This window comes from Alphaproteobacteria bacterium (genome assembly GCA_040905865.1).
GTDB lineage: Bacteria > Pseudomonadota > Alphaproteobacteria > UBA8366.
Genome location: JBBDQU010000072.1, coordinates 34,843 through 50,511, shown reverse-complemented (window position 1 = coordinate 50,511; position 15,669 = coordinate 34,843). Strand labels below are relative to the sequence as shown.

Genomic DNA, 15,669 nt, shown 5'->3' with positions numbered 1-15,669 from the left:
ACTTGACCCTGCGGCGCAGTAATGTGCCGCCAACTGACACTTCAGCGACGGAATCGTGGATATGGCCAAGGCAAATACAATTCAGATCAAGATGATCAGCACCGCGGACACAGGTTTCTATTACGTGACCAAGAAGAACCCGCGCACGCAGACTGAGAAGCTTGAAATGCGGAAATACGATCCGGTCGTGCGCAAGCATGTGACCTTCAAGGAAGGCCGCATCAAATAGCAGGCCATGCGAGCGGCCGGAAGACTATCCGGCCCGACGACATAAAAAAGCCGCGCTCGAACGAGTGCGGCTTTTGGCGTCTTGCACCGGCATTATTCCCTTCATGTCTTTTCAATCTGATCTAACCGGCGCCGCCCGTCATGGTTTTTTCGATATTCGGTGTAATAATTTCATAGCCCTCGCCCGTACAAAGTACCGCCATATTACGGCCGGATTCCTTGGCGCGATACAATGCATCGTCGGCGCGCTTCAGGATTGCTTCAGATGTGTTTCCCGATTCAAACGCTGTCGCCACCCCGATACTGATCGTGATCGGCAGCTTCGCCGACAACCCGGGCGCAGCAAATCCCCTCGCCTCGATATCCAAGCGGAGGCGTTCCGCAACGGCGCAGGCAATCGTGACATTGGTATCGGGCATGACGATGACGAATTCCTCGCCGCCCATGCGCGCCACCGTATCAAAGCTGCGCAGATTGCCGCTTACCCGGTGGGCCAGTTCCTGCAGCACCGCATCGCCGACGGCATGGCCGTGCAAATCGTTCACCCGTTTGAAAAAATCGATATCGAACATGATCAGCGAAAGGGACTTGCCGCCGCGCTCGACCCGCTCGATCTGCCCGCTCAGATGGGCGGTCAGATAGCGACGGTTATAAAGACCCGTCAGGCTGTCGGTGAGCGCCATTTCGATGCTACGCTCATAGGTCTTGCGCAAGCGGACATGATAGCGCCAGCGGCGAATCTGCGTCCGGGCGCGGGCCAGCAATTCGTTCTGGTCGATCGGTTTGACCAGATAGTCGTTTACGCCGAGGTCGAACCCCTTGGCCAGGCGATCGATCTGATCCTCCTCGATGACCAGCAGGATGGGTATCTGCCGGGTCTGATCCGTCGACCGAAGTTGCGAACACAGGCGCAGCGCATCCTGGCCCCGAAGGTTGAGATTGACGATAACAAGGTCGAATGTCTGTTCCAGCGAGCGAAGATGCGTCGCTTCGACGGTTTTTTCCGTAACGACGACGTCATTGTCGAGCGCCAGCGTCCTGGCCATCTTCGCCGCATCGACCGCGTTGTCGTCCAGCAGGAGGATATTCGCGAGTGTCGCGCTTATCTGAATCACCGGCGTATGATTTTCCAGCGCGCCAAGCTGTCCGGTCGTCTGCTCGCGCAGCCGCCACTCGTCCATGACCATTTTCAGGCGCACCAGCGATCGGACGCGAGCGAACAATGCCGTGTCATCGACCGGTTTGGTCAGGAAATCGTCGGCGCCGGACTCAATCCCGCGCACCCGGTCCGCCGCATCGGATAGCGCCGTGATCATCACGACGGGTATATGCATCCATTCCGGGCGTTCCTTGATTCGCCTGCAGACTTCGAAGCCGTCCATGCCCGGCATCATCACGTCCAGCAGGACGATATCCGGCGGCTGTCGCTCAATCAGTTCCAGCGCGGTCGGGCCGTCATACGCCGTAATGACATCGAAATATTCGCTTGTCAGCTTCGCTTCCAGAAGCTTTACGTTGGGAAGCAGGTCGTCGACGACAAGGATTCGCGCTGACATCGGGCGGTCAACTCAAAAACCGGGCAACGGTCTCAAGAAACCCGTTCACCGAAATCGGCTTGGCAATATAGGCTTCGCATCCTCCGTTGCGGAACTTCTCCTCGTCTCCCTTCATCGCAAAGGCCGTGACCGCGATGACGGGAATATGTCTGATATCGTCGTCTTCCTTGATCCATTTTGTGACTTCGAGGCCGGAAACCTCGGGAAGCTGGATGTCCATGAGGATCAGGTCGGGCTTTCGGTCGCGGGCAATCTTGAGCGCCTCGACGCCGTTCCGCGTCTGCAGAATATCGTATCCCTGCGATTCCAGGAGATCATGAAACAGCTTCATGTTCAGTTCATTATCTTCAACAATCAGGATCGTCTTGGGCATGATAAACGTATGCTTCCCTAGAGCCAGCGGGGTTATATTAACAAAATTACGATTAACAATACCTGAACGACCGAAAATGCATTGTCACTGACGGTCAAATTACGTGACTCTCTTGGGAAAAGCCACGAACTTACCGAAATTTTCGGCTTGCCGGCCAGGACCGGCAGGAACTTCGCCAATATTATTTGCGTCACCTCAGGAGCGGCGGCAATGCGCATCGGTGTGGATGTCGGGGGCACCAAGATCGAGGCAGCGGCGCTCCATGCCGATGGAAGTTTCGCCATGAGGCGGCGAATCGCCACGCCTTCAGATGGTTACGACGCCATGTTAAACGCCATCGTCACACTGATTGACGGCATGGAAGCGGCGCTCGGACAGCGCTGCTCGCTCGGATTCGGCGTTCCGGGAGCCCTGTCTCCGGCCACGGGCGTGATCAAGAACGCGCCGAACGCCCCGATCGACGGTCACCCCTTCGACCGCGACCTGGAGACGCTTCTGGACCGGCCGATTCGGATGATGAACGACGCCAACTGCTTTGCGCTGTCGGAAGCCTCCGATGGTGCGGCCCGGGGCGCCGCCATCGTGTTCGGCGTTATTCTCGGCACGGGATGCGGCGGCGGCGTGGTGATCGACGGCGCGGTGCTGCGTGGCCGGAATGCCGTTGCCGGCGAATGGGGCCACAATCCGCTACCCTGGATGCTGACCTCGGAATACCCGGGCCCGCACTGCAAATGCGGAATGCGGGGCTGCATCGAAACCTATCTGTCCGGTACCGGTTTCGCCGCGCGCCACGCCGCGGATACGGGCACACGGCTGGACGCGGCGGCGATCGTTGCCGCCGCCGAAAACGGCGACCCGGCCTGCAATGCAAGCATGGCGCGATATGAAAGCCGGCTTGCTCGCGCTCTTGCCCATGTCATCAACCTGCTCGACCCCGACGTCATCGTCCTGGGCGGCGGCATGTCCAACGTGGCGCGCCTGTACGCCAATGTACCCGGCATGTGGCGCGAATGGGTCTTTTCGGACCGGGTCGATACGGTTCTGGTTCCGCCCGCCTATGGCGATTCCAGCGGCGTCCGGGGGGCGGCCTGGCTATGGCCGGAAGACGCGGCGCCATGACGATCCAGGCGCTGTGCCGCGACTGCCTGACGGAGTTCGACTCGATGGTAGAATCCGGGCGCTGCCCCGCCTGCGGATCGCCGCGCCTGCGCCAGCACAGGGAACTCGGTACTCTGGCGATCGCCCATATCGATTGCGATGCGTTCTATGCCTCGGTCGAGAAGCGCGACAATCCCGCCATACGCGACAGGCCGGTCATCGTCGGCGGTGGACACCGGGGCGTCGTATCCGCCGCCTGCTATGTCGCCCGCCTCTATGGCGTTCGCTCCGCCATGCCCATGTTCCAGGCGATGAAAGCCTGTCCGGACGCAGTCGTCATCCGGCCGGACATGGGTAAATACGGCGCTGTCGGCCAGCAGATCCGCGCGATCATGCAGGATTTTACACCGCTGGTGGAGCCGCTTTCCATCGACGAGGCCTATCTCGACCTCAACGGCACCCGGGCGCTGCACAAGGGGTCGCCCGCCCGGACGCTGGCGCTGATCGTGAAGCGCATCGAAACGGAAATCGGCGTCAGCGCGAGCATCGGACTCAGCTACAACAAGTTTCTCGCCAAGGTCGCCTCCGACCTGGACAAGCCACGCGGATTTGCCGCGGTCGGCGCGGAGGAGGCGCCGGCCTTTCTGGCGCCGCGGCCGGTCGGGACGATCTGGGGTGTCGGCAAGGCGCTGCGGGACAAGCTTCGCCGCGACGGCGTTACGACGGTAGGGCATCTGCAGCGCATGACCGAAACGGATCTCGTCGCGCGCTACGGATCGATCGGCCATCGCCTGTTTCATTTCTCGCGGGGCCATGACGACCGAAAGGTGTCGCCCTCCTCCACACCCAAAAGCATCTCCGCCGAAACGACGTTCGCGGAGGACATCTATAACCTGGATACGCTGTGCAAGCGCCTCTGGCCGCTGTGCGAAACGGTTTCCCGCCGCCTGAAGACCCGCAATCTCGCCGGCCGCAGCATCACGCTGAAATTGAAACGGGCCGATTTTCGGCAGGTGACCCGAAGCCGCACGCTGACGACCCCGACGCAACTGGCCGAAATCATCTACCGCACCGCCACTGCGATGCTGGAAAAGGAAACGAACGGTCCGGCCTATCGCCTGATCGGGGTCGGGATCGCGGATATTCTGGATGCGGAAGAAGGCGACCTGCCCGACCTGCTGAGCGGCGCGACGGGCAAACTCGCGCGCGTCGAGCGCGCCATGGACGATGTGCGCGCCAGGCTGGGCGAAAGCGCTATCGGCAAGGGGCGGCAATTACCCTGAATCGGCGACACATCGAGGAAAATTAACGGTCCGTCAACATTTTATGGGCGGTAACATCTGGATTCGTTCCATATGCGCTCGCAGCTTCAGCCCCCCGTAATTCAGCGTAAAATCCGGCACGACGCCGTTATCCTGAATATCCATGAAAAATTCTGTCTCCGGTGTTCCGTCGTGCTTTCCCGGTTTGAAATAGGCTGTATAGACAGGCCAGACGGGATGGGGGCCTAGCGGCGGTTTCAGCACGCCCTTATGCCGCGCCGGACGCTGGGGCAGAATCGTTGCGGTTACCGACACGGAACCCTCCAGGTCCCCGCCTTCGAATACCAGACCGCTGAAATTGCGCTCACCCCGCGCCGCAGCCGCCATCAGTACCTGGGTCAGGTTCGTCGGGAACCGTGTTCCCGCCTGCAGGGAAACAGTCTCGTCACGCGGAATGGTGAAGTGCGCGACGCCCTTCCCGCCGGCCTCGTCGAGTGTTGCGTCACCGCTGTATTCCTCGACAACTTCCCCATTTATCTCGCTCCTGGTATTGAATCGAAGCCGCCTGCCGTCCTTTGATTCCCAGTTCACGCTACTGACCTGGTTTACCAGATCCTCGCCGTCGTCATTGGTGATGCGCAGCAGGTATCGCTGATCAAGCGCCCAGCCATCGCAGGCATCCGCCCACTCGAACGACATGCCGCCGGCAATATCAATCATGCCTGACTGCGAATCGCGTCCGATCACCTCGAAAGAGTAAGCGACACGGTGCGGCATGATCTCGAACGCCGCAGCAGGGCATGCGACGGCGATCAGACCACCGCCAAGGAAAATGCAACGTAAAAATTGTACAGCGCGGACAATGCCGGCACGGTCGGACGCGCGACGCGGGTACGTATGTTGCTTTTGGGGCACGGCTCGCGCATTCTGCCGCCACGACGAACTCAGGAAAATATACATGGCAGACCGTCCCGTTCTATTCGTTACCCGTAAATTGCCGACTGCGGTAGAGGCCCGTGCCGCACGCGACTACGACGCGAAACTCAACAGCGACGACAGACAATATGATACCGACGCCCTGATTGCCAGCAGTGACGGCGTCCACGCCATACTGACCTGCTCCACGGAACGGTTTTCCGCCGCGGTCATCGAACGCCTGCCGGACAGCGTAAAGGCCATCGCCACCTATTCCGTGGGTTATGAGCACATCGATGTCGACGCCGCCACTGCGCGCGGCATCACGATCACCAATACGCCGGACGTTCTGACCGATGCCACTGCGGATATTGCGCTGCTCTGCCTGCTGGGCGCCGCCCGCCGTCAGCACGAATCGACCGCCATGCTGCGCGACGGAAAATGGGGGCGCTGGGAAGCGACCACCATGCTGGGCGTCCATATGACGGGGAAACGGCTCGGCATCCTGGGCATGGGACGGATCGGCCGCGCGGTGGCGAAACGCGCACGCGCCTTCGACATGGAAATCCACTACAGTAACCGGTCGCGCCTGTCCCCGGAACTGGAGGAAGGCGCCGTGTACCACGCCCGGCCCGAGAACATGCTTGCCCAGGCGCAATTCCTGTCGATCAATTGTCCGTCCTCTCCCGAAACCATCCGTTTCCTGAACGCGGAGCGCATTGCGCTGCTGCCGGACGGCGCCATTGTCGTCAACACGGCGCGCGGCAATATCGTGGATGACGCAGCGCTCATTGCCGCCGCGAAAAACGGCAAGGTCGCCGGTATCGGGCTTGATGTCTACCATCGAGAGCCGCGATTCGACCCCGGGTACCTGAACCTGCCGAACGCCTTCCTGCTGCCGCATATCGGCAGCGCCACCGAAGACACCCGCGACGCCATGGGCTTCCGGGCGCTCGACAACCTTGACGCGGTATTCGCCGGGAAAACGGCGCCGGACGCCCTGAACTGATCCCGAAGCCGGGACGGACAGAGGCTGGCCGGATCGGGGCAGAATATTCCAGGCCATCGTGGCAGAAGATTCCCCCGCGCCGCCCCCTGACTTCCCGTTAACTATAATCATCGCAGAAATTCATACCCTTGCTCCTTGGCATGGCGTTTGCGACTCCCCGGACAGAAAGCCCATAAGAACGTCACGGGAGAGCAAAAAATGGATATGCCGCAGGATTACAGGCGCCGGAACGGCCACTCGGCCGATCCTGTCGGTAATCACGTCGCACGGGTTGCGGCGCGGCTGCTGGATACCGTGGACCCGGAACAGCGGGCCGACCAGGCCTTGCGCCATCTGCTCGAACGCGCCCTGACTGCGGCAGCGGAGGCACAGGCCCGGATCAGCGAACAGCGGCGCGAGATTGAGCAGCTCCGCACCCTGTCCGTCACGGACGAGGCCACCGGGCTGCTGAACCGCCGCGGTTTTTCAGAGGCGATGAACCGCGCGGTGGAACGGGGACAGCGCTATGGTGAAACCGGCGCACTGCTGGTCATTGACCTGGACGGGTTCAAGACCGTCAACGATACCTATGGCCATGCGGCCGGCGATTATGTGCTCGCCTCTGTCGCGCGCGTCCTGAAGCAGTGCGTCCGCAAGCTGGACGACGTCGCCCGGATCGGCGGCGACGAATTCGCCGTCCTGCTGAACCAGACGACGCCGGAGCATGCCGCGGAACGCGCAAACCTGATTGAACTGTATCTGAACGGTCTGGTCGCACCATGGCGCGGCAAGAATATTCATGTCCGGGCGAGCGTCGGCAGCCAGTGCTTCGGCGCAGAGACAAATCCCGAAGATGTTTTCACCCGGGCGGACGTAAACATGTACATGCAAAAATCCGGGAAAACACCGAACATTCTGCCCGCCTGACCGGATACGGAACCGGACTATTGCAAGTCCGGAGATTATCCGTTGTCGCGGGCTACTTCTTTGGCGGCTCCACAATTCGCAGGTGAAGCTCCCGCAACTGTGCGGGATCGGCCACCGCCGGTGCCCCCATCATCAGGTCTTCCGCCTGCTGGTTCATGGGAAAAGCAACGACTTCGCGGATATTGGGTTCATTGGCCAGCAGCATGACAATCCGGTCGATCCCCGGCGCAGAACCGCCATGCGGCGGCGCGCCGTATTTCAGCGCGTTCAGCATGCCGCCAAATTCGGTTTCGACTGCGTTCTGGTCGTACCCGGCGATGGCGAAGGCCTTGTACATGATATCCGGCCTGTGGTTCCGGATCGCGCCGGACGACAGTTCGATGCCGTTGCAGACGATATCGTACTGATAGGCCTTGATCGACAGGGGGTCGGCGTTTTCCAGCGCTGCCATCTCGCCCTGCGGCATCGAGAAGGGATTGTGGCTGAATTCGATCTTGCCGGTTTCCTTGTTCTTCTCGTACATCGGATAGTCAACCACCCAGCAGAACCGGAAGGCGTTCTGCTCCACCAGTTCAAGGTCTTCGCCGATCCGGGTGCGCGCCTTGCCGGCCAGTTCCGCCGCCTCGCCCGGCGCGCCGGCGGCGAAGAATACCGCGTCCCCGTCGGCAAGCCCGGTCGCATCGCGGATCAGGGCGATGCGTTCGGCGTCAAGATTATTGGCGATCGGACCGCGGCCCCCGCCTTCCTCGAAGATGATATAGCCAAGCCCAGGCGCTCCTTCCTTGCGCGCCCAGTTGTTCATGTTGTCGAACCAGCTACGCGGCTTCGTTGCAGCCCCCGGCGCCGGTATGGCGCGCACCGCCGATCCCTTTTCAACAGCCTGCGCGAAAACCCGGAAACTCGACCCCCGGAACGCCTCGCTGACATCGACGATTTTTAGCGGGTTCCGCAGGTCCGGCTTATCGCAGCCATATTCCAGCATCGCCTGGTCAAACGGAATCCGCGGGAACGGCGCCGGGGTCACCGCGCGGCCATCGGCAAATTCCTCAAACACTCCGCCCAACACGGGTTCGAGCGCATTGAACACGTCGTCCTGGGTCACGAAGGACATCTCGACATCAAGCTGATAGAACTCGCCCGGCGACCGGTCCGCCCGGGCGTCCTCGTCGCGGAAACACGGCGCGATCTGAAAATAGCGGTCGAATCCGGCGATCATAAGCAGTTGCTTGAACTGCTGCGGCGCCTGCGGCAGCGCGTAGAACTTGCCCGGATGCAGGCGGCTTGGCACCAGAAAGTCGCGCGCGCCTTCCGGCGACGCCGCAGTCAGGATCGGAGTCTGGAATTCCGTGAAGCCGCCTTCCACCATGCGCCGGCGAATGGATGATATGATCCGCGACCGCAACAGGATATTGCGGTGCATCTGTTCGCGGCGCAGGTCGAGGAAGCGGTATTTGAGGCGGATTTCCTCCGGATAACCCGCGTCCTGGTTGACCGGCATCGGCAGGGGATCCGCCAGCGACTGCACGGAAAATTTCGCCACGCCGAGTTCGACCTCGCCGGTCGGCAGGTTCGCATTCACCGTTTCCGGGCTGCGCCGCAATATCGTGCCGGTTACCGTGATCACCGATTCCAGCGGCAGGCGCTCGAGTTCGACGAAGATCGGATTGCCCGTATCGACGACAAGCTGTGCCGTGCCGTAATTGTCACGCAGGTCAATAAACAGCAGATTGCCGTGGTCGCGCTTGCGATCGATCCAGCCGGACAGCCGGACAGTCAGGCCTTCATGTTCGAGGCGCAACGCGCCGCAAAGATGCGTACGATAGAGATGCATTTTTTTACGCCGCCGGTTGGGAATTTCGGCGCGCAAAGGGCACTGATTACGCCGTATTGTCAAGGCATCCGACGTAATTACGTGCAAAATCGCGCCGGACCTTTTTCCCCCGGGCGACTCGGTGTATTCATGTCAGTCATGGAAATTACACCGATTACAGACAGCAGACGCCTTTCGGCTTTCTGCAAGAGCGTGAGCGGCGCCGATTATATCGCCGTCGATACCGAATTTTTGCGGGACCGCACCTATTGGCCACGCCTGTGCCTCGTCCAGATCGCGGGCCCGGACGAGGCGGTGGCCATCGATACTCTCGCGCCGGATATAGACCTGCAACCGCTCTATGACCTGATGGCGAACCGGGACGTGCTGAAGGTGTTCCATGCGGGCCGCCAGGATGTGGAGATATTCTTCCACGCCACCGGCTCCATTCCCGAACCGCTTTTCGATACCCAGGTCGCGGCCATGGTCTGCGGTTTCGGCGACCAGGTAAGTTACGAAAATCTTGTCGCCAGGCTGGTCGGCGCGGCGACCGACAAATCGTCCCGGTTTACGGACTGGGCGCACCGCCCCCTGACCCAGAAGCAACTGTCCTATGCGCTGGCAGATGTCATCCATCTGCGACCGGCCTACGAAAAGCTGGCGACGCAACTGGAGGAAAGCGGCCGCACGCACTGGCTCGATCAGGAAATGAATATTCTGATGGACCGGGATACCTATCGGCTGGAGCCCGAACTGGCATGGCGCCGCCTGAAGTCCCGCAACAACAGCCCGCGCTTCCATGCGATCCTGCGGGAACTCGCGGCCTGGCGCGAAACCGCCGCACAGACCAGGGATGTACCGCGCAACCGGATTCTGCGGGACGACGCGCTTCTCGAGATCGCGGCGCAGGCGCCGGCGCGCACGGAGGCGCTGGAGCGGTTGCGGGCCCTGCCGAAGGGCTATGCGAACAGCGCCGCCGGCGCGGAAATCATCGAGGCGGTCAACCGGGCGCGAAATCTGCCGGATTCGGAACTGCCGCAATTGCCGAAACAGCAATCCCGCCAGTCGGGCCTCGGCGCCGTCACCGACCTGCTGAAGGTCCTGCTGAAGCATGTGACGGAAACCCATGACGTCGCGCCGCGCCTGATCGCCAGTTCCGACGACCTCGAACTGATCGCCGGGGACGACAATGCCAGCGTACCGGCCCTGCAGGGCTGGCGGCGGGAAATCTTCGGCGAGGACGCGCTGGCGCTGAAACGGGGCGAAGTCGCCCTGGCGGTCAAGGGGCACAAGACCCGCGTCATCAATCTGAAGAGCGCCTAGAAGCAACCATGGCGCCCGTCCGGATACTGGGCATCCTCGCGTTACTGACTGTCGCGGCAAACGCTATCGCCGAACCCGCCCCGCCGGTCCTGTCTTTTCCGGTGGACTGCGATATCGGCCGGAGCTGTTCGCTTCAGAAATATGTCGATCATGACTCGGGCCATGGATACCGCGACTACCGGTGCGGCCCGCTGGCCAGCAACCGCCACGACGGAACGGATATGCGGGCGGCAGCTATACCTTTTCCCTGCACGACAGCAGCGTACGGCAACTGGCGAATCGTTCCGGCCAGGTGTCACGCCCGTGCGGCGTCGAATTTTTCATCCTGCCACACGAAACGAAAAATTCGCTTCCCGTCGGTCGGTACGGCGCCCGGTTCGCGCTGACCCGCATGCAGGATGGACAGTCGTACAACATTATCGAAACAGTCCGCTCAGTCCTGCCGCAATAGAGCAGGCCGGCTGCCATTACTTCCCGTTCTGTGCCGGCGACGGTTTGGCAGTTTGGCTGTATACGATTTTCGGCGTGCAGTTCAGGGACGACGCCAGCGACTCAAAGCGCCGCTGCACCACATCGCCGACCAGGACAGCCGCGTGATCCGGCAGTTCCAGGGTCAGGTCACCGCGCTCGCGCCGGACCGATGTCTGTTCCAGCAGCGAAATGACCCCGCCCGAGACGGTATAGCCGAGCCGCATGGCCAGCCCCGTCGAACGGGCGCGGTTGGCTTCGACATCGTCCATCAGGGAGCGCAGGAAACGGTCGAACAAAACGTCGCGTACCCGCGCATGTCGCGACGCCACTGAAAAACCCAGATAAGCGCGACCGGCATGATCCACACCGACCAGGGGATAACGCAGGATTCGCAGCAGCGCGTGCTCCACCCGGTAATCCGGATGTTCCGACCATTCCAGGTCCGCCAGCAGGCATGCCGTGCGGCGCAATCTGGCCTCGCGTTCGCTTTCACCCGGGAACACGGGCGACATCCAGCGGTACAGCGCTTCGCCATCGGCCGTCACCCGGCCGGTCCGCCACGCAAGGTCTCGCGCCATGGCGATCAGTGGGTCTTCCTTTCTGAGGCGCTTCGACAGGCGGTCGTAGATACAGCCCTCGCGCAGGCCGAACGCGGAAAACACGACCTGCGAAACACCGGATCGCTGCACCAGGTTTTCAAGCATCTGGGCGGCAAAAGGCAGGCTTTCGGCCCGGCGCCTGGACAGGCCCGGAACCTGACGCAGCGAATCCTGACTGAGATGCGAGATCAGCTCCGCAAAATCCAGGGCGCCGCGGCGGCTGATCCGGTAGTGATGCGCCACCAGGAGCGGATATTTCGTGTAATTCATATGCACCCGCGCCAGGGCGCGCCACGCCCCGCCGACCGCATAGAAGGTGCCGCCCTTCGCCTTTCCGATCCAGTCCAGCGTGTCGAAATTGCGATTGATCAGTTCCCCGGGATCGATATTGCCTTCGGCCAGCCGTATCGGCCCTATCGGGAGCGTCACCTGCTCCCGCAATTCGCCCTTATCCATCCGGACGAGTTCGACACTGGCGCCGCCGAGATCGGCCATGAATCCGTCGGCATCCGGAAATGCCGAATGGACGCCAAGCGCGGAAAGCCGGGCTTCCTCCTCACCCGGGATCGTCTTCACCTGCAGGCCGCATTCCGCCGCCACCCTGTCGATAAACGCGGGACCGTCCGACGCCTCGCGGACAGCCGCCGTCGCGACTGCGACCACATTCACAACGCCCATCGCTGCGGTCAGCGCCACGAAACGCCGCAGGCTCTGCAGCGCCATCGCTATCCCGTCAGGATGCAGTCGCCCCGTCGAATCCAGCCCGCGGCCAAGACCGCAAGATACTTTTTCATTGAAGACGGGGACCGGCACCCGCTTGGTTTCGTCGAATACGACCAGCCGGACGGAATTGGACCCGACATCTATGACCGCAACAGGTTTGCTCCGCGCCGAACGACCGGCCATCCTGCCGCGGGAAAGGATACCAGACACCTGTTCAACCTTCGCCGGACATGTTTGGAATCGCAGGCGGGGCATCGGTCAATGTATTTCCCCGTCCCGAAAGGCTGGGATTGGTCATGAAATATTCATGCGCCGAAAACGAGTCCGGCGCCGCCTTGACGCGCCGATATGAACCGTCCGGCGCCATGATCCAGCTTTGCCGCTCATCCTTCAGCGTCGCTACCATGATCTGTTCGAGGACCTGTTCCTTCACCGTCGGATTTTCCACCGGCCAAAAGGATTCGACTCGCCGGTCGAGGTTGCGGGGCATCCAGTCCGCCGACGACAGGAAGACCGCAGCATTGGCCGATGGCAGGCTCTCGCCATTGCCGAAACAGACAATCCGGCTGTGCTCCAGAAATCGGCCAACAACGCTCTTTACCCGTATATTTTCCGACAGCCCCTCAATCCCGGGCCGCAGGCAGCAGATGCCGCGTACGATCAGATCGATCCGGACACCCGCCATGCTGGCCCTGTAAAGCGCGTCGATGATCCCCGGATCGACCAGAGAATTCAGTTTCCCCCAGATAATGGCCGGCCGGCCCGCCTTCGCATGGCCGATCTCCCGCGCGATCAGGTTCTCAAGGGTCGAACGCAGCGTTAACGGCGCGATCGCGACCTTTTCCAGGATGCCGGGCTCGGCATAGCCGGTGACGTAGTTGAACAGACGGGACGCATCCCGCCCCAACGCCGCATCGCAGGTAAAGAAACTGAGATCGGTATATATCCGCGCTGTGACCGGGTGATAGTTCCCGGTTCCCAGATGGACATAGGTGACGAGCTTTCCGGCCTGTCGGCGTACCACCATCGACACCTTCGCGTGAGTTTTCAGATCGACGAAGCCGTATACGACCTGGGCGCCGGCGCGTTCCAGATCCCGCGCCCAGCGGATATTGGCTTCTTCGTCGAATCGCGCCTTGAGTTCGACCAGCGCGGTGACCGATTTGCCGGATTCCGCCGCCTCGATCAACGCCTGCACAATGGGGGAATCGTCCGATGTCCGATATAGGGTCTGTTTGATCGCCACCACGTCCGGATCGCGCGCCGCCGTCCGTAGGAACTGGACGACCACATCGAAACTTTCATAGGGGTGGTGGACGAGAATATCCTTCGCGCGGATCGCGGCGAGGCAATCGCCATCGAATTCCCGTATTCGTTCCGGGAACCGCGGTTCATAGCGCTCGAACTGCAGGTCCGGCCGGTCGGCGGTGATGAGTTGCCCCAGATCCGCCAGCGCCAGCAGTTCGTCGACCGGATAGACGTCCGTTTCGCTTGTCTCGAACTGTTCGACGATGAAACGGCGCAGTTTCGCCGGCATTGTCGCGTCGACGGTCAACCGGATCACATTGCCGCGCCGCCGTTGTTTGAGCGCCGTTTCGAAGGTCAGGACAAGGTCTTCCGCTTCTTCGTCGATCTCCACTTCGCTGTCCCGCAACACGCGGAACACTCCCTGCCCGGTACTGGCAAATCCGGGAAACAGGTGATCGAAGAAAAGCGGCAGCACCTTTTCCATGGGAATGAAGCGGACCTCTTCCCCCGGCAGGCGAACGAAACGGACAATCTTCGGCGGCAACGGCACCAGTCCGCGCCGCACCTTTCCGTCGCGCAACCGCCGCAGTTCCAGCGCCAGGCAAAGCCCGCCATTGGGGATAAAGGGAAACGGATGGGTCGAATCCACGGCAAACGGCGTCAGCGCCGGATAGACGCGCTCCATGAACCATTCCTCAAGCCATTTGTACTCGGACGGTTTCAGTTCACCGCGTGTAATCACATCGATTCCCGCGGCGCGCATTTTCTGGCGGATTCCCCGCCAGCAATCCTGCTGCGCGGCAATCAGCCGGCTCACTTCCTCGGTAATCGCCGTCAACTGCTGTGCCGGCGTCAGCCCGTCCTGGCTGGGCATCATCACCGACGCCGCCACCTGCCCCTTCAGGCCGGCAACGCGGACCATGAAAAATTCGTTCAGGTTAGCGGCGGAAATGGAGAGAAACCGAAGTCGCTCCAGCAGAGGATGACGGCTGTTACGGGCCTCGTCAATCACGCGCCAGTTAAACTGCAGCCATGACAGTTCGCGATTCAGGAAACGGTCCACCGAGTCCAGGCCGGGAACCGGTTTGGCCGCGTTCGCCAACGGCATAACTTTATCGTTCAACACGAATCTCCCGCCGGCAACGTCGCCGACATAATGGCGCCAAACGCAATTTAATCAGTAACACTTTGAAACAATGAAAACATCGAACGGCGCAGGGGCGAATTCCAAATTAGCAGTGTTTCCGTAATATTTCGAGCCCCACACACGGCGAACCTTCCGATACGAGACGATCAGGCAACACTCCCCGGAAAGGCAGCGCCCGGCGGCAGGCGCAAGGTGTCGCGCGACACATATCGCCTGCCGGATCAGAACGACGCGTTGAAACCGCCGCCGTCCATCAGCACGTTCTGCCCGACGATAAAGCCGGCATGGACCCCGCACAGGAAAGCGCAGGCCTCGCCGAATTCATAGGGGTAACCGACCCGGCCGGCCGGTGTCGCGTCTTCGCGAATCTTCAGTGCGGCCTCGTAGGTAATGCCCGCCCTCTTCGCCGCCAGCCCCACATTGGTGCGGAAGCGGTCGGTATCGAACGGCCCCGGCAGCAAGTTGTTGATGACGACATTGTGTTTCGCGACATTGCGCGACAGTCCGCCCAGAAAGCCGGTCAACCCGGCTCGCGCGCCGTTGGAAAGGCCCAGCACTTCGATCGGCGACAGCACCGCCTGCGAGGTGATATTGACGATGCGGCCGAACTTGCGCTCGATCATGCCGTCTATGGTCGCCTTGATCAGGAAGATCGGCGTCAGCATGTTGGCATCCAGCGCCTTGATCCAGTCCTCGCGTTCCCAATCGCGGAAATTGCCCGGCGGCGGACCACCTGCATTGTTGACCAGAATATCCGGGTTCGGCAGCGCCTTCAGCACCGCGGCCTGGCCCTCCTTCGTGGTGATGTCGCTGGCCACTACCGTCACCTTGGCGCCGGAATCCTTGCGAATTTCCTCTGCCGTTGCTTCCAGCGTCTCGGCCGTCCGCGAGTTGATCACCAGATCCACGCCTTCGCGCCCGAGCGACATGGCGCAGGCCTTGCCCAGCCCCCTGGACGCCGCGCAGATGATCGCCCTACGGCCCGCAATCCCCAGGTCCAT

At 61.4% G+C, this 15,669-nt stretch carries 13 protein-coding genes; 6 read left to right on the top strand and 7 right to left on the bottom strand.

Annotated elements, in window-relative coordinates; translation table 11 throughout:
* The first annotated feature begins 61 nt into the window (after nucleotides 1-61).
* Nucleotides 62-229, top strand: a complete 168-nt coding sequence (gene rpmG, locus WD767_16095) for a 50S ribosomal protein L33 (protein ID MEX2617611.1) — start codon at nucleotides 62-64, stop codon at nucleotides 227-229.
* A gap of 121 nt (nucleotides 230-350) precedes the next feature.
* Here the strand turns inward: rpmG and WD767_16090 are convergent, their stop codons facing one another.
* Both WD767_16090 and WD767_16085 read right to left on the bottom strand, forming a co-directional pair.
* Nucleotides 351-1,784 (bottom strand): PleD family two-component system response regulator, encoded by a 1,434-nt coding sequence (locus WD767_16090; protein ID MEX2617610.1) that lies wholly within the window; start codon nucleotides 1,782-1,784, stop codon nucleotides 351-353.
* A gap of 7 nt (nucleotides 1,785-1,791) precedes the next feature.
* Complete coding sequence (locus tag WD767_16085; protein MEX2617609.1) at nucleotides 1,792-2,157, bottom strand: response regulator; 366 nt, start codon at nucleotides 2,155-2,157, stop codon at nucleotides 1,792-1,794.
* Nucleotides 2,158-2,367: 210 nt separating this feature from the next.
* On the opposite strand from WD767_16085, the gene WD767_16080 reads away from it, so the two are divergent.
* Nucleotides 2,368-3,276, top strand: a complete 909-nt coding sequence (locus tag WD767_16080) for an ROK family protein (GenBank protein MEX2617608.1) — start codon at nucleotides 2,368-2,370, stop codon at nucleotides 3,274-3,276.
* A complete protein-coding gene (locus tag WD767_16075) occupies nucleotides 3,252-4,538 on the top strand; it encodes a DNA polymerase IV (GenBank protein ID MEX2617607.1) in 1,287 nt (428 codons plus the stop codon). Before WD767_16080 ends, WD767_16075 begins: the two co-directional genes overlap by 25 nt.
* 33 nt (nucleotides 4,539-4,571) lie before the next feature.
* Here WD767_16075 and WD767_16070 read toward each other — a convergent pair whose 3' ends face one another.
* Complete coding sequence (locus WD767_16070) at nucleotides 4,572-5,477, bottom strand: DUF1849 family protein (GenBank protein MEX2617606.1); 906 nt, start codon at nucleotides 5,475-5,477, stop codon at nucleotides 4,572-4,574.
* On the opposite strand from WD767_16070, the gene WD767_16065 reads away from it, so the two are divergent.
* Together WD767_16065 and WD767_16060 are read left to right on the top strand one after the other, a co-directional pair.
* Nucleotides 5,476-6,441 carry a D-glycerate dehydrogenase gene (locus WD767_16065; protein ID MEX2617605.1) on the top strand — a complete coding sequence of 322 codons (966 nt, stop codon included), beginning with the start codon at nucleotides 5,476-5,478 and terminating at the stop codon, nucleotides 6,439-6,441. The two genes, WD767_16070 and WD767_16065, sit on opposite strands and share 2 nt — an antisense overlap.
* Nucleotides 6,442-6,639: 198 nt before the next feature.
* The gene (locus tag WD767_16060) at nucleotides 6,640-7,347 is read left to right on the top strand and encodes a GGDEF domain-containing protein (GenBank protein MEX2617604.1); all 708 of its coding nucleotides are present in this window, start codon (nucleotides 6,640-6,642) and stop codon (nucleotides 7,345-7,347) included.
* A gap of 52 nt (nucleotides 7,348-7,399) precedes the next feature.
* Here WD767_16060 and aspS read toward each other — a convergent pair whose 3' ends face one another.
* Nucleotides 7,400-9,178: an aspartate--tRNA ligase gene (gene aspS, locus WD767_16055; GenBank protein MEX2617603.1), complete on the bottom strand. Its 1,779-nt coding sequence runs from the start codon at nucleotides 9,176-9,178 to the stop codon at nucleotides 7,400-7,402.
* A gap of 129 nt (nucleotides 9,179-9,307) precedes the next feature.
* Here aspS and rnd point away from each other — a divergent pair, with 129 nt between their 5' ends.
* The gene (gene rnd, locus WD767_16050) at nucleotides 9,308-10,480 is read left to right on the top strand and encodes a ribonuclease D (protein ID MEX2617602.1); all 1,173 of its coding nucleotides are present in this window, start codon (nucleotides 9,308-9,310) and stop codon (nucleotides 10,478-10,480) included.
* 467 nt (nucleotides 10,481-10,947) lie between these two features.
* On the opposite strand, the gene WD767_16045 is transcribed toward rnd, so the two are convergent.
* The 3 genes from WD767_16045 to WD767_16035 form a co-directional block, all read right to left on the bottom strand.
* Complete coding sequence (locus tag WD767_16045; protein MEX2617601.1) at nucleotides 10,948-12,483, bottom strand: Ppx/GppA family phosphatase; 1,536 nt, start codon at nucleotides 12,481-12,483, stop codon at nucleotides 10,948-10,950.
* A gap of 4 nt (nucleotides 12,484-12,487) precedes the next feature.
* Nucleotides 12,488-14,629, bottom strand: coding sequence for an RNA degradosome polyphosphate kinase (locus WD767_16040; protein MEX2617600.1), 2,142 nt, complete (start codon nucleotides 14,627-14,629; stop codon nucleotides 12,488-12,490).
* A gap of 260 nt (nucleotides 14,630-14,889) precedes the next feature.
* Complete coding sequence (locus WD767_16035; protein MEX2617599.1) at nucleotides 14,890-15,669, bottom strand: SDR family oxidoreductase; 780 nt, start codon at nucleotides 15,667-15,669, stop codon at nucleotides 14,890-14,892.